Genomic DNA, 21,676 nt, shown 5'->3' with positions numbered 1-21,676 from the left:
TCAGGACGGCCCCGGCCCGGTCAGGGCAATAAGCGCAGGATTACCGCTCACTTCACGCGGCGGCCCCGCTCACCGGCCCGGCCCGGGCACCGCCCGGCAGCCCGGCGCCTGGGGTTTTCGTGAGCCGTGTCACGGATCTTGCTGCGCCCGGGGGCACAATCGTTCGACCCGACCCCTTGCGATGACCCCTCACGGAGAGCTGCCCATGGCCCAAGACGACAAGTCCACCAAGAAGTCCGCCCGGAAATCCGCCGCCACCCACACGGCCGCCCACGCCTTCGCGAACACGCTGAAGACGCTGAAGACCGGTTCGGGCAAGGCCGGACAGTATTTCTCGCTGCCGGAACTCGCCAAGACCCACCCGAATGTCGCCCAGCTGCCGATCTCGATCCGCATCGTGCTCGAATCGGTGCTGCGCAACTGCGACGGCAAGAAGGTCACGCCGGAGCACGTCGCCCAGCTCGCCAACTGGCAGCCGACGGCCGAGCGCGTCGACGAGATCCCGTTCGTCGTCGCTCGCGTCGTGCTGCAGGACTTCACCGGCGTGCCGCTGCTGGCCGACCTGGCCGCGATGCGCAGCGTGGCCGCCGCGATGGGCAAGAACCCGAAGACCATCGAGCCGCTGGTGCCGGTCGACCTGGTCGTCGACCATTCGGTGATGGTCGACTACTACGGCACCAAGAACGCGCTCGACCTGAACATGAAGCTCGAATTCCAGCGCAACAACGAGCGCTACGAGTTCATGAAGTGGGGCATGCAGGCCTTCGACACCTTCGGCGTGGTGCCGCCCGGCTTCGGCATCGTGCACCAGGTGAACCTCGAATACCTGGCGCGCGGCGTGCACCAGAAGGACGGCATCTACTACCCCGATTCGCTGGTCGGCACCGACAGCCACACGACAATGATCAACGGCATCGGCGTGGTCGGCTGGGGCGTCGGCGGCATCGAGGCCGAAGCCGGCATGCTCGGCCAGCCGGTCTACTTCCTGACGCCCGACGTGGTCGGCCTGGAACTCACCGGCCAGTTGCGCGAAGGCGTGACCGCCACCGACCTGGTGCTGACCGTGACCGAGCTGCTGCGCCGCGAGAAGGTGGTCGGCAAGTTCGTCGAGTTCTTCGGCGAAGGCACCAGCACGCTGTCGCTGCCCGACCGCGCGACCATCGCCAACATGGCGCCGGAGTACGGCGCGACGATGGGCTTCTTCCCGGTCGACGGCAAGACCATCGACTACTTCAAGGGCACCGGCCGCAGCAAGGCCGAGATCGACGCCTTCGAGAGCTACTTCAAGGCACAGGGCATGTTCGGCGTGCCGAAGTCGGGCGACATCCACTTCTCGAAGGAAGTCTCGCTCGACCTGTCGACGGTGACGCCGTCGCTGGCCGGCCCGAAGCGCCCGCAGGACCGCATCGAGCTCGGCAAGATGAAGAGCGAGTTCACCGAGCTGTTCAGCAAGCCGACCTCGGCCAACGGCTTCAACCAGCCGGCCGAGAAGCTGCACCAGGTGTTCACGACCAAAGACGGCCTGGAGGTGCGCAACGGCGACGTGCTGATCGCCGCGATCACGTCGTGCACCAACACCTCGAACCCGGCGGTGCTGCTGGCGGCCGGGCTGCTGGCGAAGAAGGCGGTCGAAGCCGGCCTCACCGTGGCGAAGCACATCAAGACCTCGCTGGCGCCCGGCTCGCGCATCGTCACCGAGTACCTCGAGAAGACCGGCCTCACGCCCTACCTCGACAAGCTCGGCTTCAACCTGGCCGGCTACGGCTGCACGACCTGCATCGGCAATGCCGGCGACCTGACGCCCGAGCTGAACGAGCTGATCGCGAAGAACGACCTGGTGTGCGCCGCGGTGCTGTCGGGCAACCGCAACTTCGAGGCCCGCATCCATCCGAACCTGAAGGCGAACTTCCTCGCGTCGCCGCCGCTGGTGGTGGCCTATGCGATCGCCGGCAACGCGACGCGCGACCTGATGACCGAGCCGGTCGGCAAGGGCAAGGGCGGGCGCGACATCTACCTCGGCGACATCTGGCCGACCGCCGACGAGATCGCGAAGCTGATGAAGTTCGCGATGAATGCCGGGGCCTACCGCGACAACTACGAGAAGATCGACCGCAAGCCCGGCAAGCTGTGGGAGCAGATCAAGGGCGTGAAGGGCGAGACCTACACCTGGCCGCGCAGCACCTACATCGCGAAGCCGCCGTTCTTCGACGACTTCCACATGACGCCGGCACTGGTCGATGCGGGCGTCAAGGGCGCGCGCGCGATGGCACTGTTCGGCGACTCGATCACCACCGACCACATCTCGCCGGCCGGCTCGATCAAGGAGGCCTCGCCGGCCGGCCTGTGGCTGAAGGAGAACGGCGTGCTGAAGGCCGATTTCAACAGCTACGGCTCGCGCCGCGGCAACCACGACGTGATGGTGCGCGGTACCTTCGCCAACGTGCGGATCAAGAACCTGATGATCCCGCCGAAGGATGACGGCAGCCGCGAGGAAGGCGGCGTGACGCGCTTCCAGCCGGGCAACGAGAAGATGTTCATCTACGACGCGGCGATGAAGTACATGGCGCAGAACACGCCGACCATCGTGTTCGCCGGCGAGGAGTACGGCACCGGATCGTCGCGCGACTGGGCGGCCAAGGGCACGCAGCTGCTGGGCATCAAGGCGGTGGTGGCGCGCAGCTACGAGCGCATCCACCGGTCCAACCTGGTCGGCATGGGCGTGCTGCCGCTGCAGTTCCGCGGCACGGATTCATGGCAGTCGCTGGGCATCACCGGCGACGAGACCTTCGACGTGCTGCTGGGCGCCGACCTGAAGCCGCAGCAGGAGGCGACGCTGGTGGTCAAGCGCGTGGACGGCACGACGCACGACGTGAAGCTGACGCTGCGCATCGATACGCCGATCGAGGTGGACTACTACAAGCACGGCGGGATCCTGCCGTTCGTGCTGCGGCAACTCCTCGCAGCCTGAACGGCCCCCCAGTCGCTTCGCTCCTGCCTTGCAGGCCGCGCCGGGCCAGAGGCCCGGCAAAGCCGGTTCCGCGGGAGTTGCTTGATCGGCCGCCCTCCGCGGCGCGCGGGCTCGTAGCCCGGATGAAGCGCAGCGGAATCCGGGGATCAACCGTTCCTGAGCGCTTGCGCGAACACTTGCTCCGAAAATCCGACCGTCACCGAGCCGTCGGCCCAGCGCACCACCGGCCGCTTGATCGTGCTCGGCTGGGCCTGCATCACCGCGCGCGCCGACGCGGCGTCGGTGACGCCCGCCTTGGTCGCGTCGTCGAGGCCGCGCCAGCTGGTGCCCTTGCGATTGAGCAGCGTCTCCCAGTCGACCTGTTTCAGCCAGCCGTCGATCAACGCGTCAGGCACGCCGTCTTTCTTGAAATCGTGGAACTGCACCGCGGCGCCCTGCCCGGCCAGCCACTGGCGGGCCTTCTTGACGGTGTCGCAATTCGGGATGCCATAGAGGGAGATCGACGCGGGAGCGCTCATGGTCGGTTGTCGTTGTCGTGGTCGTTGTAGTCGCACATCGGGTCGATGCCGTACCCGGTCTCGACCACCTTGCCATCATCGCCGACGCTGACCTGGAACCACTGGCAGAACGGCGTCTCGTAGCGGTACGACCACACCGTCAGGTGCTGGCGGCCGATGCGCTGCTGCTGCGCCGGACGGCCGAATTCGAACAGGATCTGCTCGCCCGGCGTGCCGATCATCACCGCATTGAAGCGCGCCTCGGTCAGCACCTGCTGCCAGCCGCTGAGCCGGCCCTGTGCATCGACATCGAGCATGTAGGTGTGCTTGCCGAACGGGCCGCGCGCGTATTCGAGCCGCTTGCCGCCGCCGGGCAGCGGGCGTTCGCCGGTGGGCGGGCCCATGCGCTCGACGATCGCGCTGCGCGGCGCACCGGGCATCAGGCCACCGGGGTCGTAGCCGGCGCAGCCGGCGAGCAGCAACAGCGACATCGCATGAAGCGCTTCCACCCAGCGGACGCCGTGGAACCGGCTTTGCCGGGCCGCTGGCGGTGCCCCCTGGGGGGAGGCGCCGAAGGCGCTTCGGCGGGAACCTTTCACTAGAACCAGCCGGCCTTCTGCGCCCCCGCGAGCAATGCGGTCGCCAGCTCGGCCATCTGCTTGTTCACCTCTTTTGACGGCGCGGTGGTCGCGCGGCCGGTCCACAGCAGCTTGCCGCTGCGCACGTCGGTGATGCTGGTTTCGGCGGCATAGCCGACGGTCGCATTGCCACCACCGCCAACCGGCGTCGACATGCCGACACCGAGCCCGACGCCGGAGCCGAAGGTGCCGAGCCCGAAGCCGAGGCTCACGCCACTGTCGGGACGCGACACCGAGGTCATCGCGCGCGTGCGCAGCACCGCGGTGGCGCCGCGGTCGCGCGCGATGCCGACGTAGTCGGCGGTGGGTCGGGAGGCGCTGGCGGCGGTACCGGCGATGTTGCGGTCGGCATCGTCGAAGGCCACCGCGGTCGCACCGCGTGCGGTGACCTCGGCACGCATCTGGTCCTGGCAGATCTGGCGCAGCGGCGCCTCGTCGGCATCGCACACCACCAGCAGCTTCGCGCCCTGCAGCGAGGTCGGTGCCGCGGCCGGATCGCTCCATTGCGAATCGAGGCGGGTGGTCGAGGCGCATCCTGCCGCAGCGAGCAACACCAGCGAAGCGCAGAGCCCGGTTGCTTGCCTGATCGTTGCCATCGTCATCGCTTTGCTCCTGAGTGAACCCGCACGTGAATCCGCAAGAGAAGAGGCGGTCAGTGCGCTGCACTGACCGCCAAGGGACCGCCGAATTCGGAGGAGCATTACCAGCGGCCCAACCCCGAAGTCATGCTAAGGCGGGGGCCTGGGCCGCGGTGTAGGACGAAATCCCGATCTGTCCTAGGCACGGCCGCAAGGCAGTCGCCGATGCACGGGATTGTGCTTCAGAGCCCCAGGCTCGGATGGCGCGGGGCCGCGGCGACTGGCGTGCGCGCGGGCACGTCGAGCTCAGCTGCCGACTCGCGCGCCGACGCCGGTGTCTTGACCACCGCAGGCTCGACACGCAGGAACCATTCGGGCATCCGTGCGAGCAACCAGGCCAGCGCAAGGAACAGCCCGAAGCCGATCACCGCGAACGCCACCATCATCACCGCGTGTTCCCACGGGTCGGTGAAGAAGCCGAAAGTGACGGCCGAACCGGCGGCAACGCCGGCAGACCGCCAGCGCCCGGTGGCGCCGAGCATCCCGCCCAGTGCCATGCCATAGCTGCAGAGGAAGATCAGCGCCAGCAGCAGCTGGGGCAGTCCCATGTGGCGAAGGCTTTGGTGCAGGTCCGACATGGTTTTCAGCGTATTCGCGCGGTGTCGGTTTGCGTGTAGGAAGAAAGCTCGATATTTCAGGGCTGTAACTGACGTAGCTGCCGAGCAACAGGCGCTGTGCGCAACATCGCACGGCCGCGGTCGGTCAGTGTCAGCACGCCGTCGGTTTCGCTGAGCAGGCCCTGCACGCAATAAGCCTGCACCAGGTCCTCGCTGATCGCATTGCCGTGCTTCTCGTACAGGAACTGCATCGCCTGGTCGAAGGCAGGAAGGTAGCTGGTGTCCATTCGGGGGCCCCGTCGTTGGCGGATGGATCCACTTTACGGACGCACACTTTGTTGCGACATCGCGCATTCGAGGGGGTTGATTTCCTCTCGCGCCCGCCTGTCGCCGACGCTACGACGATGCGCCGGCGCCGTACCAGCGCTGCAGCGCCAGTTGCCCATGGCGCGCGCGCGATGCCGGCGATGGCAGCCAGCGCTGCCAGCTCGCCGCGGCACGCGCGAGGAAATCGAGCAGTGCCATGTGCTGGCGCAGCACGCGCTGCTGGCGGTGCGCGATCAGCGGGTTGAAGATGCCGTGGCGCGAGAACAGCTGGCGCGGGTTCTTCTTGACCCACAGCCACGAGCCCATCTCCAGCGTCAGCGGCAGCAGCAGGCGCTGCGGCAGCGCCGACGCGCGCTGGTAGAGGTGATCCCACAGGTCGCCATGCGCGAGGTACTGGCGGCTCTGCGGCTCGAACACATAGCGGTTGTTCGGATGCGACTGCTGGAAGATGCCGTGCAGCGCGTCCATCTCGGGCAGGTGGGCCATCGGCGCGCGGGTGTGCGCGTACGGAAACCACAGCCGGTCGCGCAGCCCGAAGCCCGAGTGGCAGTCGACCGTCAGGCTGAACGGTCGCGCGAGCAGGTCTTCCTCGACCACCCGGCACAGCGCGGCGCTCTCGGGCTGCATCGGCGCGCCGGCCGGGCCGCGGTACCACGGCAGCGACGCGCTGAGGCGCTGGCCGCCGAGCAGGAAGGGCACGCGGTCCTGCGCATCCACCGGTGCATTGCGCATCAGGTCGACGCCCTGCGGGTTGGCCCGCGTGCCGCGTGCGATGCCGCCGGGGTTGACGACCGGCATGAAGACCATGCGCACGCCGTCGAGCTGGCGGTGCAGCGACTCGTCCCAGCGCAGCCGCATCACCAGGCTGCGCAGGTGCGCCATCACGACCGCCGAGCCGATGCGCTCCAGCCCGTGCACGCCGCCGAAGAAGCCAACCGCCGGGATGTCGGGCGCCGGGTTGCCGAGTGCGACCGCGATCACCGGCAGGCGCTGCGCACCTGCGCCATCACCGGCACCACCGCCTGCATCGACCTCGCACAGCACGCGCGCGCTCAGGTGCGTGCCGCCCTCGTCGATCAGGCGCTGCAGTTCGATCAGTTCGGCCGGGGTTTGCAAGGCTGCGGAGGCGTCGGGGTGCGCGCGCAGGATAGCGCGCCGCGCACGCGCGGTCTGCCATCAAACCGTCATGAACGCTTGCTACGGTGCCGCATCGTCAATTCAGGAGACGCCGATGAGCGGCATCATCCGCAGGCTCCCGGCGCGGCCGGGACTCGCATGGCAGATCGGCGTCGCGGTCGCGAGCAGCCTGCTGTGGGGCGCGATCGAACTGGCCGCGCTGTGCCGGGCGCGCTGGAGGCGCCAAGGCTGAGCCTGCCTCGTTTCAAGCGCGGCCATCGACGTGGCGGGCCAGGTAGCGCGCCGTCGGGCCCGTCGATGAGCCGGCGACCTCCGAAGGCGTGCCCGTCGCGACGATGCGGCCGCCCTCCTCGCCGGCGCCAGGCCCCACGTCGATGACCCAGTCGCTCGCCGCGACGACCCGCATCTCGTGCTCGACCACCACCACGGTGTTGCCGGCATCGACCAGGCCCTGCAGTTGCGCCATCAGCCTGTCGACATCGGCGGGGTGCAGGCCGGTGGTCGGCTCGTCCAGCACATACAGCGTGTTGCCGCGCTGTGCGCGCTGCAGTTCGGTCGCAAGCTTGATGCGCTGCGCCTCGCCGCCCGACAGCTCGGTCGCCGGCTGGCCGAGCCGCAGGTAGCCGAGCCCGATGTCGCGCAACAGCTGCAGCGGCTTCAGCACCGCCGCATCGTCGGCAAAGAATGCGCAGGCCTCGTCGACCGTCATCGCCAGCACCTGGGCGATGTGGCGGTCGCGCACGGTGATCTTCAGCGTGTCCGGGTTGTAGCGCGCGCCGTGGCAGGTCGGGCACGGCGCATAGACGCTCGGCATGAACAGCAGCTCGACGCTGACGAAGCCCTCGCCTTCGCAGGTGTCGCAGCGCCCCTTCGCCACGTTGAACGAGAAGCGGCCGGCGTCGTAGCGCTTCTTCTTCGCGGCCGGGCTGGCGGCGAACATCTTGCGCACGTTGTCGAACAGGCCGGTGTAGGTGGCCAGGTTGGAACGCGGCGTGCGGCCGATCGGACGCTGGTCGACGACGACCAGGCGCTTCAGCGTGTCGGCGCCGACCTGCAGGCGCCCACCGGACGGGCGCAGCGGGCCCTGCGGCACCGATGGGTCGGCCTCCTCTTCGACCACCGGCTCATGGCCGAGGTGCGCGCCCACCAGCTCGACCAGCGCCTGGCTGACGAGGCTGGACTTGCCGGAGCCGGAGACGCCGGTCACCGCGGTGAAGCAGCCGAGCGGGAACTCCGCATCGACGCCATGCAGGTTGTTGCGCTTGATGCCGCGCAGCGCCAGCCAGCCGCTGGGCGAGCGCACGGTGCGGCTCGCATGGCCGGAGGATGCGGCGAACAGGTAGCGCGCGGTCTGCGACGCGGCCACCTGGCGCAACCCACCAGGCGGCCCGCTGTACAGCACCTCGCCACCGCGCTCGCCGGCCTCCGGCCCGACATCGATCAGCCAGTCGGCACGGCGCATCATCTCCAGGTCGTGCTCGACGACGAACAGCGTGTTGCCGGCCTGCTTCAGCTGGTCGAGCGCGCGCATCAAGGCTTCGCTGTCCGCCGGGTGCAGCCCGGCCGACGGCTCGTCGAGCACGTAGACGACACCGAACAGGTTGGAGCGGATCTGCGTCGCCAGCCGCAAGCGCTGCAACTCGCCGGGCGACAGCGTGGGCGTCGCACGGTCGAGCGAGAGATAGCCCAGCCCGAGTTGCTGCAGCGTGGCGATGCGCTCGCACAGGTCGTGCGCGATGCGCTGCGCGGCGATGCGCTTTTCTTCCGACAGTTCCGGCGTGCGCCGCACGTCGGGCGACGCGGCATGCGCCGAGCCGCCGGCCGCGACGCGCCGCCGCGTGTCGCGACGGCCTGCATCGCGGCTGCGCGTCGCGACATCGGCGGGTGCATCGAAGCGTCCCTCGGCGGCTGGCGCCAGCCATTGCGCCACGCGGTTCAGCGGCCAGTCGCCCATCGTGCCGATGTCGACGCCGGCGAAGGTCACCGACAACGCCTGCGGCTTCAGCCGCTTGCCGTGGCAGACCGGACAGACGGTGCCGCTCATGAAGCGCGCGACACGCTTCTTCATCAGCGCACTCTGAGTCGTGGCGAAGGTGTGCAGCACGTAGTTGCGCGCACTGGTGAAGGTGCCCTGGTAGCTCGGTTCGAGCTTGCGGCGCAGCGCGGTGCGCGTCTCGGCGGGCGTGAAGCCGGCATAGACCGGCACGGTCGGCTGCTCGTCGGTGTAGAGGATCCAGTCGCGCGTCTTGCGCGGCAGGTCGCGCCATGGCACGTCCACGTCGTGCCCCAGCGTGACCAGGATGTCGCGCAGGTTCTGGCCGTGCCAGGCGGGCGGCCAGGCGGCGATCGCGCGCTCGCGGATCGTCAACGACGGGTCCGGCACCATCGAGCGCTCGGTCACGTCGAAGAGATGGCCGAGCCCATGGCAATGCGGGCAGGCGCCTTGCGGCGTGTTCGGCGAGAAGTCTTCGGCATACAGCATCGGCTGCTGCGGCGGGTAGTGGCCGGCACGCGAATACAGCAGGCGCACCAGGCTCGACAGCGTCGTCACGCTGCCGACCGACGAACGGGCGCTCGGCGTGCCGCGCTGCTGCTGCAGCGCGACCGCGGGCGGCAGGCCGTCGATCGAGTCGACGTCGGGCACGCCGGCCTGGTCGATCAGCCGCCGCGCATACGGCGCCACCGACTCGAGGTAGCGGCGCTGCGCCTCGGCATACAGCGTGCCGAATGCGAGCGACGACTTGCCGGATCCCGAGACGCCGGAGAACACCACCAGCGCATCGCGCGGCAGGTCGACGTCGACGTCTTTCAGGTTGTGTTCGCGCGCGCCCCGCACGCGGACCTGGCCATCACGCTGCATCGAGTCTCCTGGAAAGGGTGGATCGGATGGTCTCGCCGCGAGCCGGCGACACCCGTAGGACGCCGACACAACGGTGTGTCGGCCTGCGGCGGTGAGCGCGGCCTGGAAACCGTCCTACGCCCGCTTCAGGCGTTTGCCGATTCTCATCGGCCCGGCGGTCCGCCACCATCTCGCGCATTGCACGACCGCTCACGACGCAGGCCCCATGCAGACACGCCTCTTCACTGACAACGCCGACTTCGACGAGGCCGGCGACGGCGCCAGCTTCGTTCGCGAGTTGATGGAAAGCATTCGACGGCAAGGCCCGGACGGTGTCAGGCTGTCGTTCGGCGTGGAGGGACGGGACCGGCAGCTCTACTGCATCATCGACACCCGGAACATGGTCGAGGCGGTCGACATCCTGAGCGCGGCACGCCAGTGGGGAATGTCCATCATGCCGGGCCGCAAGGAAGGCGGAGTCTGGCTGCACCGCATCATCCGGTGCGCAAGGCCTGCACAAAACGAAAGCACAGAAAAGGAAAACCCCGGAGAGTCGCATTGCTGCTGACTGTCCGGGGTTTCTGTGTTGGTGGGCCCCGACAGATTCGAACTGTCGACCAACGGATTAAGAGTCCGCTGCTCTACCAACTGAGCTAGGAGCCCTTGCTCGGGAAACCTCCCGATCAATAAAACCTGGTGGGTTGTGCAGGACTTGAACCTGCGACCAACGGATTAAAAGTCCGCTGCTCTACCGACTGAGCTAACAACCCAGCAAGCCCATGACTATAGCATCACTTGCAGGGTCATCCGTGAATGATGCTCGTGCGATGTTTGAACATCTTTGCGAGCACCGCTTCAACTCAGCGGAGCGCAGATTGTAGCCCGATTTCGAGCGCTTCAGACGCCAGCACCAGTCCGAATGTTGCCGTGACGACCACGGTCGAGCCGTAGCCGTGGCAATTCAGGCTGCCGTCGCCCGCGGTGGCCCCCACATCGCAGGCCTCGCCGGCGACGACCGGCATCGCGACGGCCTCGCGCGAGAACACGCAGCGCACGCCGATCGCCCCGCTGCGCGGCGCGCCATGGTGCTTGCGCAGGCGCTGCCGCAGCGAGGCGAGCAAGGGGTCGTGCGTGACGTTCGCGAGGTCGTCGACCTCGACCGCCTGCGGGCGGCGCTTGCCGCCGGCGGCGCCGGCCATCACCAGCGGCGTACGCGTCGCGATCGCCCACTGCGCCATCGCGAGCTTGGCCTGTACCTGGTCGCAGGCATCGATCACCGCATCGACCGGGCCGGGCAGCAGCGCCGGCCAGTTGTCGGCAGCGACGAAGTCGTCGACCAGCAGCACCTCGCAGCCGGGGTGGATGTCGGCGATGCGCTCGCGCAGGGCCTCGCCCTTGGATTGGCCGAGCGTGGTGCCGGTGGCCTGCACCTGGCGGTTGATGTTCGACTCGGACACGTGGTCCATGTCGATCAGCACCAGCGTGGCGACCCCGCTGCGTGCCAGGGCCTCGGCCGTCCAGGAGCCGACGCCGCCGAGCCCGACGACCGCGACGCGCAGTGCGCGCAACCGCCGGTAGCCGGCGTCGCCGTACAGGCGGCGCAGGCCGCCGAAGCGGCGTTCCAGGTCGGGCGCGTCCAGATCGGCCAAAGACCGATCAGACAAAGGCAGCTCGTTGACGGCATTCACGGCAGCGCGCCTGTCATCACTTCATCGACGCCAACCGCTCCTTGGCCGCCTCGGCGGCCTCGGACTTCGGGTAGGTCTTCAGCAGGTCGTCCAGCGTGCGCTTCGCGCCCTTCGTATCCTTCAGTTCGAGCTGGCAGTTGGCGATCGACAGCAGCGCCTCGGGCGCGCGCGGGCTCGCCGGCGCAACCTTCAGCAATTCACGGAACGACGCGGTGGCTTCGCGGTATTCACGCTTGCCGTACTGCGCGTTGCCGAGCCAGAACAGCGCCACGTCGTTGTAGCCGCTGGCCGGGTAGCGCTGGCGGAACGCGACGAAGGCCGATGCCGCGCCGGGAAAGTCGCCCTTGCGCATCACCGCCATCGCATCGTCGAACTGCTTCTTCTCTTCGGGATCGACGAGGAACTCCTTGTCGTCCATCGTGACCTTCTGCGGTTCGAGCTTGCGGATGCGGTCGTCCACGCCCTGTGCGATGTCCTTCTGCCGGCGTTGCAGGTCGGACACGTCGCGCGTCAGCTGCTCGTTCTGGCCGACCAGCTTCGCCGCATCGCTGCGCATCAGCTCGATCTGCGTGTTGAGATCGAGCAGGCTGCGCTTGAGCTTGCCGATCTCTTCGAGCAGCTGCGCGTTCATCTCGGCCTGGCGCTGCGCCTGCAGCTTGTTGTTCTCCTCGAGCTTGCCGCGCAGGTCGAGGATGGCCCGGCGCGCCTCGTCGTCGTCGAACAGCCCGGCGTGCGCGACCGGCGCCGTCACCAGGGCGAAGGCGGCCAAGGCCAGTGCCGACAGCGACGGCGCCCACCACGCGCCGCCCGGCCGTCCGCGAAGAATCGATTGCATTGCCAGGCCTCCGGCTTACTTGGCGTTGAATTCGGCGCGGCGGTTCTTCGCCCAGGCCGCTTCGTCGCTGCCCTGCACGGCCGGACGCTCCTTGCCGAAGCTGACGGCTTCGACCTGCGACTGCGACACGCCCAGCAGCTCCAGCGACTTCACGACCGCCTCGGCACGCTTCTGGCCGAGCGCCAGGTTGTATTCGCGGCCGCCGCGCTCGTCGGTATGGCCTTCGACCGAGACCTTCTTCGACTTGTTGGCCGACAGGCTCTTGGCCTGCGCTTCGATCGTCGGGCGGAACTCGTCCTTCACGACGTAGCTGTCGTAGTCGAAGTAGATGACGCTGCTGGCGGGCGCCGGCGCGTTCTTCGTCAGGTCGACGCTCGCGACCTGCGACTGCGAGGTGCCGGCGTTGTTGGCGCCGCTGTTCGACGCGGTGCCGCCGGTCGAGCGGTTTTCGACCGGGGCCGGCTTGTCGTCGAGCTTGACGCCGGAGGCGCAGCCGGCCAGCAGGGCCGAGGTCAGTGCAGCGAGAAGGGCGAGATGTGTTGATTTCATGATGTTGAACTCCTGGTCGTGTTGTCGTCGAAAAAAAATGTCGTCGGGAAAAATGCGCCGGCCGTTTTTTCAGCGGCCGTACGGGCCCCACATGGGCTCACGGACATCGGCGGCTGTCGACACCAGCTTCGCCTTGATCTTGCCGTCCAGCGTGGTGGTCATCAGCACATCGCGCCCTTGCGCGCGCGATGCGTAGATGATCAGCCGGCCGTTCGGCGCGAAACTCGGGCTCTCGTCGTCGCTGGTGTCGCTCAGTGCCAGCGGCGTCGCGCCCGGGTTGGTCAGGTCCATCAGGTACAGCCGGAAGGCGTTGCCCTGGCGGGAAATGTAGGCGAGGTTGCGGCCGTCGGGGCTGAGCGACGGGCTGATGTTGTAGCTGCCCGAGAAGGTGACGCGCTCGACCGCGCCGCCGCCGAGCGGCGTGCGATACACCTGCGGGCCACCGCCGCGGTCGCTGACGAAGTACAGCGTGCGGCCGTCCGGCGTGAACACCGGTTCGGTGTCGATCGCCTGGCTGGTCGTGATGCGCTTCGGCTCGCCGCCGCTGCGCGGCATCAGGTAGAGCTGCGAGATGCCGTCGCGGCTCAGCGTGAGGGCCAGCGTCTGCGAATCGGGCGACCAGGCCGGCGCGCTGTTCGAGCCGCGGAAGTTGGCGATCACGCGGCGCTCGCCGGTGGCGACGCTCTGCACGTAGACGATGGCCTTCTGCTTCTCGAACGACACGTAGGCCAGTTCCTGGCCATTCGGCGCCCAGGCCGGCGAGATGATCGGCTCGGGGCTGTTCAGCGCGACCTGGCCGCCCTCGCCGTCGGCGTCGGCGATGCGCAGCGCGTAGCGGCTGCCGGTGCGGGTGACATAGGCAATGCGGGTCGAGAACACACCCTTGTCGCCGGTCAGCTTCTCGTAGACGTAGTCGGCGATGCGGTGGGCGGCCAGCCGCAGGTCGGCCGGCTGCACCGCATTGCTCTGGCCGCCGAGCTCCTGGCCCTTGACGATGTCCCAGAGCTTGAAGCGCACGTCGAAGCGGCCGTCGGCCAGCCGGGTGACCGAGCCGGCGACCAGCGCGTCGGCACCGCGGGTGCGCCATTCGCCCATCACCGGCTGCGCGGTCTCGTCGATCGCGACGCTGGTGTCGATGCCGCGGAACACGCCGGCGCGCTCCAGGTCGGCGCGGATGATGGCCGACAGCGCCTGCGTGGTCTTGTCTTCGTCGCGGAACTTCGCGATCGCGATCGGCACCTGCGTGGCGCCGACCCCGGCGATCTCCACGCGGAACTGCGCCAGCGCAGGGGTGAAGGCCGGCGCGCACAAGGCCAGTCCGGAGGCAGCGGAGAAATGACGTCGGTTCAGCATCCAGTGTCCTGATCTCAAATTGTGGTCTTGGTTCCGGTGGCGTCCACGAACGCCATTTTCAGGTATCGGTAGTAGGTGCCTTCGGCGTTGTAGACCGCCAGCACGAACCCCAGCCGCCCGTCCAGGAAGCCCCGCCGCAGGAGGTAGGCCCTGAAGAACGCCCAGGCACCATGGGCAAGCGCCGTACCCAGGCCGCCGGCGCGGCCGGCCCGCACCTTGTCGACGGCACGCCCGCTGCTGTAGCGGTTCATTTTGTCCAGCGCGTCGTGCAGCGTCGGCATGGTCTCGTGCAGCAGGTCGCCGGGAAGGCGCCCGACCGGGCCCTGCACGTCGAGCCGCTCGTGCACCAGGTCGTCGGTGAAGCGGGCGCGTCCGCGCAGGAACAACCGGGTGACCCGGTCAGGGTACCAGTCGCCATGGCGCATCCACTGTCCGCAGAAACGAGAAAGGCGTGACAACTGGTAGCCGGCGGGGCTGCCGGCGTCGCTGGCGCCGGGCGCCACGGCCGCCCGGATCGCGGCCGCCAGCGGCTCGCTGACCCGCTCGTCGGCGTCCAGGCTCAGCACCCAGCGACCTTGCGCCTGGTCGAGCGCCCGGTTCTTCTGCCGGCCGAAACCGGGCCAGTCGTCGCTGCGGGTCACGCGGGCGCCGAGCGCGGCGGCCTGCTCGCGGGTGTCGTCGGTGCTGCCGGAGTCGACGACGATCCACTCGTCGGCGAACGCGACGCTCTTCAGGCAGTCCGCGATCTGGTGGCCTTCGTTGTGCGTGATGACGATGACCGACAGGTTCGGAGCGGACATGGAGGGCGAAAGGTGCGTGCAGCGGAGGTGCGCGGATTGTAGGCAGTGCCGGCGAACGATAATGCGCCCGGAATGAGCACCCCCACCCTGCCCCCGGCCCTGCCACTGCGATCCCGCCTGAAGCGCCTGGCGCCCTATTTCGCCGACAGCGGCAAGGGCTTCGTCCTGATGATCGTCGGCTCGATCATCGGCGCGCTGACCGAGCCGGTGATCCCGGCGCTGATGAAGCCGCTGCTCGACAAGGGCTTCACCGCCGACGGCATTCCGCTGTGGACGGTGCCGGTGGCGATCATCGGGCTGTTCTTCATCCGCGGCGTCGCCGGGCTGGTCGCGCAGTACGGGCTGGCCTGGTCGGCCAACCGCGGCACGCAGGCGCTGCGCACCGCGATGTTCCAGCGCCTGATGACGGTGCAGCCGACCCTCTTCAGCCACAGCACCGCCAGCAGCCTGACCAACACGCTCACCTACGAGGTGCAGGGCGGCGCCGGCCTGCTGGTCGGCTCGGTGATGACGCTGGTGCGCGATTCGGCCACGCTGGTCGCGCTGCTGGCCTACCTGCTGTGGGTGAACTGGCAGCTGACGCTGTTCGTCGGCGTGCTGGTGCCGGCGGTCGCCTTCGTGATGCGCATCCTCAGCAAGCGGCTGCACCGCCTGACGGTCGAGGGCCAGCAGGCCACCGACCAGCTCGCCTACGTGGTCGAGGAAAACGTGCTCGCCTGGCGCATCGTGCGGCTGCACGGCGCCGAGGCCGGCCAGGCCGGGCGCTTCCGCGCGCTCAGCGACACGCTGCGCCGGCTGTCGATCAAGTCGACGATGGCCGCCGCGACGATGACCCCGGTGACCCAGATGATCGCCGCCTGCGGCCTGTCGGCGGTGATCGTCGCGGCGCTGTGGCAGAGCACCCACTCCGGCAGCACCGCGGGCAGCTTCGCGGCCTTCATCACCAGCATGCTGATGCTGCTGGCGCCGATCAAGCACCTGTCGGAGGTGGCCGGGCCGATCACCCGCGGGCTGGCGGCGCTGGAGCGCGGCGTCGCGCTGATCACCGACGCACCGGTCGAGCAAGGCGGCAGCCACGATCCGGGACGCGCCCAGGGCCGCATCGAGATGCGCCACGTCGGCCTGCGCTACAAGACCGACCAGGCGCCGGCGCTGGTCGACGTGAACCTGCGGCTGGACATCGGCGAGACGGTCGCGCTGGTCGGGCCGTCGGGCGCCGGCAAGACGACGCTGGTGAACCTGCTGCCGCGCTTCCTGGAGCCGAGCGACGGCGAGCTGCTGCTCGATGACCGGCCTCTGCGCGAGTGGGACATGGTCGCGCTGCGCCGCCAGTTCGCGCTGGTGAGCCAGGACGTGGTGCTGTTCAACGACACCGTCGCGGCCAACGTCGCGCTCGGCGACACCGGCCCCGACGAAGCGCGCACCATCGACACCGCCCGCGTGCGCGAAGCCCTGCGCGGGGCCAACCTGCTGAAGTTCGTCGACGAGATGCCGCAGGGGCTGGACACGATGATCGGCCACAACGGCAACCAGCTGTCGGGCGGCCAGCGGCAGCGCCTCGCGATCGCCCGCGCGATCTACAAGGACGCGCCGATCCTGATCCTCGACGAAGCCACCTCGGCCCTCGATTCCGAATCCGAGCGCCTGGTGCAGGAGGCCCTCGACCGCCTGATGAAGGGCCGCACCAGCCTCGTGATCGCACACCGGCTGTCGACCATCAAGGCCGCCGACCGCGTGCTGGTGCTCGAGGGCGGCCGCGTCGTCGAGCAAGGCACGCACGCCGAGCTGATCGCCCAGGGCGGGCTGTTCGCGCACCTGCATTCGCTGCAATTCCGGACCCCCCACGCCGCGCCACCGGAGACCCGAGGATGACCCGACTGAGCATCATCACCGCCGTGCACAACCAGCTGGAGATGAACCGCTGGTTCGTCGAGCACCTGCAGCGCTGCACGCGGCTGCCGTCGGAGTTGATCATCATCGACAACGCGTCGACCGACGGCTCGGCCGAGTTCTTCGAATCGGTCGGCGCCAAGGTGATCCGCAATGCGCAGAACTTCTCCTACCCGTACACGCAGAACCAGGGCATCGCGGCGGCGCAGGGCGACTGGCTCGCGTTCCTGAACAACGACATCGTCGTGCCGCCGGACTGGGACAGCCGCCTCGTCGCCAACGCCGAACTGCACGGGCTGGACGCGCTGACGGTCTGCGGCATCGAGCGCATCGAGACGCCCGAGGCGACGCACGCGCTGCGCCGGCGCTGGAAGCGCGCGTCGCTGCCGGTGCGCTTCTTCGGCGCGAAGCAGCCGTGGCTCGGCCTGTCGCACCGCTGGATGTACGGCGACTGGGAGCGCTTCTGCCGCGAGCGCGCCGAGCAGTTCGAAGGCCTGGTGATCGAAGGCTACGTCGGCAATTCGGTGCTGATGAACCGGCGCGCGATCGACCGCATCGGGCTGTGGGACGAGCGCATCCAGGCCGCCGATGCCGACCTGTTCCTGCGCGCCAAGAAGCGCGCGGTCGAGGTCGGCGACATCCGCCCGCTGCACATCGCGCTCGACGTGTTCGTGCACCACTACATCCGCGTGACCTTGCGGGCCCGCCCGCCGGCCTTCGCGGACGCCACGCGCCTGATCCCGATCGACAGGAAGTGGAGTGCGGCCGAACTGGCACGCCTGTCGGCGGACGCTTCATGACGGCCGCTGCAGTGGCCTCCATCAGCGGCTTCACCTTCCTGCGCAACGGGGTCAAGCTCGGCTTCCCGTTCGAAGCCTCGGTGCGCTCGCTGCTGCCGCTGGTCGACGAGTTCGTGATCGCGGTCGGCCGCGGCGAGGACGACACCCGAGAGCGGCTGCTGGCGATCGGCGATCCGAAGATCCGGCTGATCGACACCGTGTGGAACGAGCGCATGGAGTCGCGCGGCTTCGTCTACGCGCAGCAGAAGATGATCGCGCAGTACGCCTGCACCGGCGACTGGGCCTTCTACCTCGAGGGCGACGAGGTGCTGCACGAGGCCGAGCTGGCGGCGATCCGCGCGTCGGTCGAGCGCCACCATGCCGACCGGCGCATCGAGGCGCTGGTGTTCGACTACCTGCACTTCTACGGCTCGCCGCACTGGCTGGCGACCAGCCCCGCCTGGTACCGGCGCGAATGCCGGCTGATCCGCAACACGATCCGCAGCTACGCGCCCGACGGCCAGTTCTGGGTCGTGATGGACAAGCACCGCCGCGGCCGCCACCCGAACGCGGCACTGGCCAACGCGCACATCTACCACTACGGCCACGTGCGCCGCACCGACTACATGCAGGCCAAGCTCGACCAGGTGAGCAAGTACTGGTCGCACGGCGCGCCGAAGGTGCACTACGGCAACATCGATCCGCAGTCGCTGGTGCCGTACACCGGCACGCACCCGGCACTGATGGCCGACTGGCTGCGCGACGAAGCCGAGCAGCACTTCGCGCCCGACCCGGCGCACGTGCTGACCGGCCGCGAGCGCAAGCACCGGTGGTCGATGCGCGTCGAGCGGCTGCTGGGGGTCGACCTGAGCCGCAAGCACTACCGACTGGTGGCATGACGCCCCCTCGACACCGCATCGGCATCAGCCTCGGCATGATCGATTCGCTGAGCGACGGGCTCGGCGAGTTCTCGACCCAGGTCTGCGAGCACGTCGCGCGCGTGGCACCCGCATGGCGCGAGCAGCACGGCGTGCAGTTCCACCTGCACATGCCGGCGCGCTGGCATGGCCGCTTCGGCGACCAGGTCGGCTACCTGGCCACCCGCAAGCTGCAGGGCTACTGGCACTGGCAGGGGCTGGAGCGCTTCGACGTCTGGCACGGGCTGAACCAGCTCGGCCGCATCATCCCGCCGCTCGGCACGCGGCAGGCGCTGCTGACCATCCACGACCTGAACCCGGTCTACCACGACGCCGAACCGGCCGCCCGCAAGGCGCTCGACAAGCTGCGCCGCCGGCTGCGCCACTTCGACGAGGTGACGACGCTGACGCACCACGTCGAGGGCGACATCCGCCGCCACCTCGGCTGGACCGGCCCGATCAGCGTGATCCCGAACGGCGCGCGCGACCTGAACACCCATGCGCAGGACGCCGTGCCCGGCATCCTGCCGGGCCGCTACCTGCTGCACCTGAGCCGCATGGCGAAGTCGAAGAACCCGCAGAGCCTGGTGGAGATGGCCGCGCTGTGGCCGCAGCAGGCACTGGTGCTCGCCGGGCCGCGCACCGGCGACTCGGACCGGCTCGCGGCCCAGGTGCGCGAGCGCGGGCTCGCGAACGTGACGGTGGTGCAGGAAGTGAGCGACGCTCAGAAGACCTGGCTGTACGCGCACTGCCAGGCCTTCGTGTTTCCGTCGCTGACCGAAGGCTTCGGGCTGCCGCCGCTCGAGGCGATGCACTTCGGCAAGCCGGTGTTCCTGTCGCGGCTGACCAGCCTGCCGGAGGTCGGCGGCCCGCACGCCGGCTACTTCGACAGTTTCGAGCCGGCGGCGATGCGCCGCACCATCGAGACCGACACCCCGCGCCTGCTGCGCGAGGGGTTGGCGATCCGCGCCCATGCGGCGCAGTTCCGCTGGGACCGCGCGGCCGAGGCCTACCTCGCGATCTACCGGCGCCTGCTGGGGCCCGTCGATGCGGCCGTCAGCGCGGCGCCGCGTTGAGGCAGGCCAGCGCCGCGGCGAGCACCGCGTCGGGGTCGATGTCGTCGACCTGCCGCGGGCCATGCAGCGACGTGGTCCGGTTGGCCGACGTGACCCGGTAGTCCGGCAGGATCTCGCCGGCGAACAGCGCGACCACCGGCGTGTCGGTGGTGTGGGCCACGTGCAGCAGGCCGCCGTCGGCGCACAGCGCGAGCGCGCAGCGGCCGATCAGTTCGTGCACCTCGGGGAGGCTGTGGCGGCCGACGCGGTCGATCAGCGGCAGGCCGATCTCGGCGGCGACGATCGCGTCGCGCATCGCGAGGCCGTTGTCGGCGCCGATCAGCACCACGCGCGGCACCCGGCCGGTCGCGGCCAGCCCGCGCAACACGTCGATCCAGCGGGTGTAGGTACGCCAGTCGCGCACGCCGCCGAGCGCGACCGCGATCGCGCCCGGCGGGATCGCGAGCGCGGCGATCGCGGCATGCGCGGCATGCGACGCCTGCATCGTCGGCCGGGCCACCGCCTCGAGCGCCGCGCCCGGCAAGCCCATCAACTGGGCCAGCCGGTAGAAGCCGAACAGCGTGCGGTTGAATTCCGGGCCGGTGTAGCAGCCCTGCACGTGCACGAACGGCACGCGGCGGAAGTACTTCAGCTTGTCGCGCACCGAGCGCGACGACATGCTGTGCAGCATCACCAGGTCGTAGCCGTCGGCGGGCAGCTCGTGCGCCGACGAGGCGACGTTCGAGAACACCGCATCGCTGCGGTACAGCGGCAGCAGGTGCGCATCGGTCAGCAGGTCGAGCCGCGCGACCCGCCCTTGCAGCAGCACCCGCGCCGCCAGGTCCATCAGCGAATCGCCGACCTGCGGCGTGCCCTGGTGGATCCACAGGATGCGGCGGTGCTGCGCCGGGTCGATGTGCTGCCGCAGCAGCGGGCCCTGCCCGTGCAGCGCGAGGTTCAGCTCGCGCAGCGCACGGCGGCGGGCCACCTTCCAGCGCGACGCGCGCGCCGCGTAGTCCGCCGCGTTGGAGGGCAGCGCCTGCGGGAACGGCGGCGTCCAGGTCGCGGCCGCATAGCGCGCGAGCAGGCCCGGCGCGGCCGTCATCGGGCCTGCACTGCCGCGCGCAGTGCGTTGTATTGCAGGCGCAGCCACAGCTTCGGCTCGCCGAAACGCCGGCCCGAGGCCGCGCGCCGGCGCGCCAGCAGCCGGGCGGCAGCCGCATGCGGGCCGTGGCGGATCAGTGCCTTCAGCATGCCGAGCGCCTGCGGCGACAGGCTGGCCGGGTCGTCGAACTCGTCGATCGCCCGCAGCACCAGCCGCTCGAAGGCCGCCAGCGCCGGCTGCAGCGCCGGATCGCGCCGCGCGCCGCGCACCAGTTCGCGCAGCAGGCTGCCGAAGTAGTGCGCCCGCAGCGCGCGGGTGGGCAGCGATTCGACGAAGGCCAGCACCTCGGCGGGCGGCAGCAGGGCCGGCAGGTGGTACGGCCCGTGGAAGCCGAACACCCCGGCCGACAGCGCGCCGTCCTCGACCGCGAAGCGTTCGGCCATCTCGAGCGGCGCGAAGCGCAGCCCGCGGGCCTCGAGCGCCGTCCGCTGCGTCTTGCAGATGTAGAGGTCTTCCGGATGGGCCGGCACGAACGCCGGATCCTGCAGCGCCTGCAGCAGCCGCGCGGAGCGCAGCGAGAAGCCGCCGTTGCCGACCTTCCACGGCTGCGGGATGTGGTTCCACGGCGCGCCGATGTAGTCGACCGACAGGAACTCGTCGCGCCAGGCCGACGGGTTCAGCACGTAGCCGTCCCACTGCACCACCAGCAGGTGGCTGGTGCGCAGGTGCGGCGCGAGCCCCTTGATCATGAAATCGGAATAGACCTCGATGCCGTCCAGCGGCGCGATCTCGATCCAGCGCAGCCCGTCGGGCAGCGCCTGGCCGGCCAGCGAAGCGCGGTCCGTGCACAGGAAGGCATCGCCGAACGACACCTGCGCGAGGCAGCGCCGCAAGGCCTTCAGCGACCAGTCGAGTCGCGGGGTCGAGTCGACACAGCAGAGGGTCACCTGCGGCAGGCTCAAGGAGGTCATGTGGGCGCCATCGTCGGAATACGGGAAAAAGAATCGGCAAGCTGCGACGGATTGTCGGCGGATTGTCCGTGTCCTGTCGTCGTCAAGCTGGATGCAGGAGGCGGCAGCGACAACCACTAGACTTCGACATCCG

21 protein-coding genes and 2 tRNA genes are annotated in these 21,676 nt (G+C 69.3%); 7 read left to right on the top strand and 16 right to left on the bottom strand.

The genetic code is table 11. The features are described from left to right. Window positions 1-205 precede the first annotated feature (205 nt). Window positions 206-2,968, top strand: a complete 2,763-nt coding sequence (gene acnA, locus FHT26_RS06800; RefSeq protein WP_168559398.1) for an aconitate hydratase AcnA — start codon at window positions 206-208, stop codon at window positions 2,966-2,968. A 146-nt stretch (window positions 2,969-3,114) separates the two neighbouring features. Here acnA and FHT26_RS06795 read toward each other — a convergent pair whose 3' ends face one another. The 6 genes from FHT26_RS06795 to FHT26_RS06770 all read right to left on the bottom strand — a co-directional run bounded on the left by FHT26_RS06795 (window position 3,115) and on the right by FHT26_RS06770 (window position 6,741). After that, window positions 3,115-3,486: an ArsC family reductase gene (locus FHT26_RS06795; RefSeq protein ID WP_168559397.1), complete on the bottom strand. Its 372-nt coding sequence runs from the start codon at window positions 3,484-3,486 to the stop codon at window positions 3,115-3,117. Continuing rightward, window positions 3,483-3,974: a hypothetical protein gene (locus FHT26_RS06790; RefSeq protein ID WP_168559396.1), complete on the bottom strand. Its 492-nt coding sequence runs from the start codon at window positions 3,972-3,974 to the stop codon at window positions 3,483-3,485. Before FHT26_RS06790 ends, FHT26_RS06795 begins: the two co-directional genes overlap by 4 nt. Window positions 3,975-4,063: 89 nt before the next feature. Next, entirely contained in the window at window positions 4,064-4,705 is a 642-nt protein-coding gene (locus FHT26_RS06785) for a hypothetical protein (protein WP_168559395.1), read from the bottom strand. Between the two features lie 218 nt (window positions 4,706-4,923). Continuing rightward, window positions 4,924-5,319 (bottom strand): hypothetical protein, encoded by a 396-nt coding sequence (locus tag FHT26_RS06780; protein WP_168559394.1) that lies wholly within the window; start codon window positions 5,317-5,319, stop codon window positions 4,924-4,926. A gap of 56 nt (window positions 5,320-5,375) precedes the next feature. Then, window positions 5,376-5,585 carry a hypothetical protein gene (locus FHT26_RS06775; protein WP_168559393.1) on the bottom strand — a complete coding sequence of 70 codons (210 nt, stop codon included), beginning with the start codon at window positions 5,583-5,585 and terminating at the stop codon, window positions 5,376-5,378. Window positions 5,586-5,694: 109 nt separating this feature from the next. Continuing rightward, on the bottom strand, window positions 5,695-6,741 hold the full coding sequence (locus FHT26_RS06770; RefSeq protein ID WP_210427277.1) for a M14 family zinc carboxypeptidase: 1,047 nt from the start codon (window positions 6,739-6,741) through the stop codon (window positions 5,695-5,697). 115 nt (window positions 6,742-6,856) lie between these two features. On the opposite strand from FHT26_RS06770, the gene FHT26_RS06765 reads away from it, so the two are divergent. Beyond that, a complete protein-coding gene (locus FHT26_RS06765) occupies window positions 6,857-6,994 on the top strand; it encodes a hypothetical protein (protein ID WP_168559392.1) in 138 nt (45 codons plus the stop codon). A gap of 12 nt (window positions 6,995-7,006) precedes the next feature. Here the strand turns inward: FHT26_RS06765 and FHT26_RS06760 are convergent, their stop codons facing one another. Continuing rightward, window positions 7,007-9,622, bottom strand: a complete 2,616-nt coding sequence (locus tag FHT26_RS06760; protein ID WP_168559391.1) for an excinuclease ABC subunit UvrA — start codon at window positions 9,620-9,622, stop codon at window positions 7,007-7,009. A 205-nt stretch (window positions 9,623-9,827) separates the two neighbouring features. On the opposite strand from FHT26_RS06760, the gene FHT26_RS06755 reads away from it, so the two are divergent. Next, window positions 9,828-10,169, top strand: a complete 342-nt coding sequence (locus FHT26_RS06755; protein WP_168559390.1) for a hypothetical protein — start codon at window positions 9,828-9,830, stop codon at window positions 10,167-10,169. A 19-nt stretch (window positions 10,170-10,188) separates the two neighbouring features. On the opposite strand, the gene FHT26_RS06750 is transcribed toward FHT26_RS06755, so the two are convergent. The 7 genes from FHT26_RS06750 to FHT26_RS06720 form a co-directional block, all read right to left on the bottom strand. Continuing rightward, a tRNA-Lys gene (locus FHT26_RS06750) sits at window positions 10,189-10,264 on the bottom strand. A gap of 31 nt (window positions 10,265-10,295) precedes the next feature. Beyond that, window positions 10,296-10,371, bottom strand: a tRNA-Lys gene (locus FHT26_RS06745). 90 nt (window positions 10,372-10,461) lie between these two features. Continuing rightward, complete coding sequence (locus FHT26_RS06740) at window positions 10,462-11,289, bottom strand: tRNA threonylcarbamoyladenosine dehydratase (RefSeq protein ID WP_349238101.1); 828 nt, start codon at window positions 11,287-11,289, stop codon at window positions 10,462-10,464. Window positions 11,290-11,305: 16 nt separating this feature from the next. Beyond that, window positions 11,306-12,124, bottom strand: a complete 819-nt coding sequence (gene ybgF / locus FHT26_RS06735; RefSeq protein ID WP_168559389.1) for a tol-pal system protein YbgF — start codon at window positions 12,122-12,124, stop codon at window positions 11,306-11,308. 15 nt (window positions 12,125-12,139) lie between these two features. Then, on the bottom strand, window positions 12,140-12,673 hold the full coding sequence (gene pal / locus FHT26_RS06730; RefSeq protein ID WP_168559388.1) for a peptidoglycan-associated lipoprotein Pal: 534 nt from the start codon (window positions 12,671-12,673) through the stop codon (window positions 12,140-12,142). Window positions 12,674-12,742: 69 nt separating this feature from the next. Further along, on the bottom strand, window positions 12,743-14,026 hold the full coding sequence (gene tolB / locus FHT26_RS06725; RefSeq protein WP_168559387.1) for a Tol-Pal system beta propeller repeat protein TolB: 1,284 nt from the start codon (window positions 14,024-14,026) through the stop codon (window positions 12,743-12,745). A 14-nt stretch (window positions 14,027-14,040) separates the two neighbouring features. Next, entirely contained in the window at window positions 14,041-14,826 is a 786-nt protein-coding gene (locus FHT26_RS06720) for a glycosyltransferase family 2 protein (RefSeq protein ID WP_168559386.1), read from the bottom strand. 72 nt (window positions 14,827-14,898) lie between these two features. Between FHT26_RS06720 and msbA the strand changes: the two genes are divergently transcribed. The 4 genes from msbA to FHT26_RS06700 are packed head-to-tail and all read left to right on the top strand — an operon-like array spanning window position 14,899 to window position 19,488. Continuing rightward, window positions 14,899-16,698: a lipid A export permease/ATP-binding protein MsbA gene (gene msbA, locus FHT26_RS06715; RefSeq protein ID WP_168559385.1), complete on the top strand. Its 1,800-nt coding sequence runs from the start codon at window positions 14,899-14,901 to the stop codon at window positions 16,696-16,698. Continuing rightward, on the top strand, window positions 16,695-17,516 hold the full coding sequence (locus tag FHT26_RS06710) for a glycosyltransferase family 2 protein (RefSeq protein WP_168559384.1): 822 nt from the start codon (window positions 16,695-16,697) through the stop codon (window positions 17,514-17,516). Before msbA ends, FHT26_RS06710 begins: the two co-directional genes overlap by 4 nt. Next, window positions 17,513-18,394 carry a glycosyltransferase family protein gene (locus tag FHT26_RS06705; protein ID WP_168559383.1) on the top strand — a complete coding sequence of 294 codons (882 nt, stop codon included), beginning with the start codon at window positions 17,513-17,515 and terminating at the stop codon, window positions 18,392-18,394. The genes FHT26_RS06710 and FHT26_RS06705 overlap by 4 nt, the downstream gene beginning before the upstream one ends. Further along, the gene (locus FHT26_RS06700) at window positions 18,391-19,488 is read left to right on the top strand and encodes a glycosyltransferase family 4 protein (protein ID WP_168559382.1); all 1,098 of its coding nucleotides are present in this window, start codon (window positions 18,391-18,393) and stop codon (window positions 19,486-19,488) included. Before FHT26_RS06705 ends, FHT26_RS06700 begins: the two co-directional genes overlap by 4 nt. Here FHT26_RS06700 and FHT26_RS06695 read toward each other — a convergent pair. Continuing rightward, window positions 19,469-20,572, bottom strand: coding sequence for a glycosyltransferase family 9 protein (locus FHT26_RS06695; protein ID WP_168559381.1), 1,104 nt, complete (start codon window positions 20,570-20,572; stop codon window positions 19,469-19,471). The two genes, FHT26_RS06700 and FHT26_RS06695, sit on opposite strands and share 20 nt — an antisense overlap. Further along, a complete protein-coding gene (locus tag FHT26_RS06690) occupies window positions 20,569-21,543 on the bottom strand; it encodes a DUF5672 family protein (RefSeq protein WP_168559380.1) in 975 nt (324 codons plus the stop codon). The genes FHT26_RS06695 and FHT26_RS06690 overlap by 4 nt, the downstream gene beginning before the upstream one ends. Window positions 21,544-21,676 lie beyond the last annotated feature (133 nt).

Origin of the sequence: Rhizobacter sp. SG703, assembly GCF_012275445.1 — a bacterium.
In the GTDB taxonomy this organism is placed as follows: Bacteria; Pseudomonadota; Gammaproteobacteria; order Burkholderiales; family Burkholderiaceae_C; genus Rhizobacter.
This window is presented reverse-complemented; position numbering and strand designations above follow the sequence as displayed.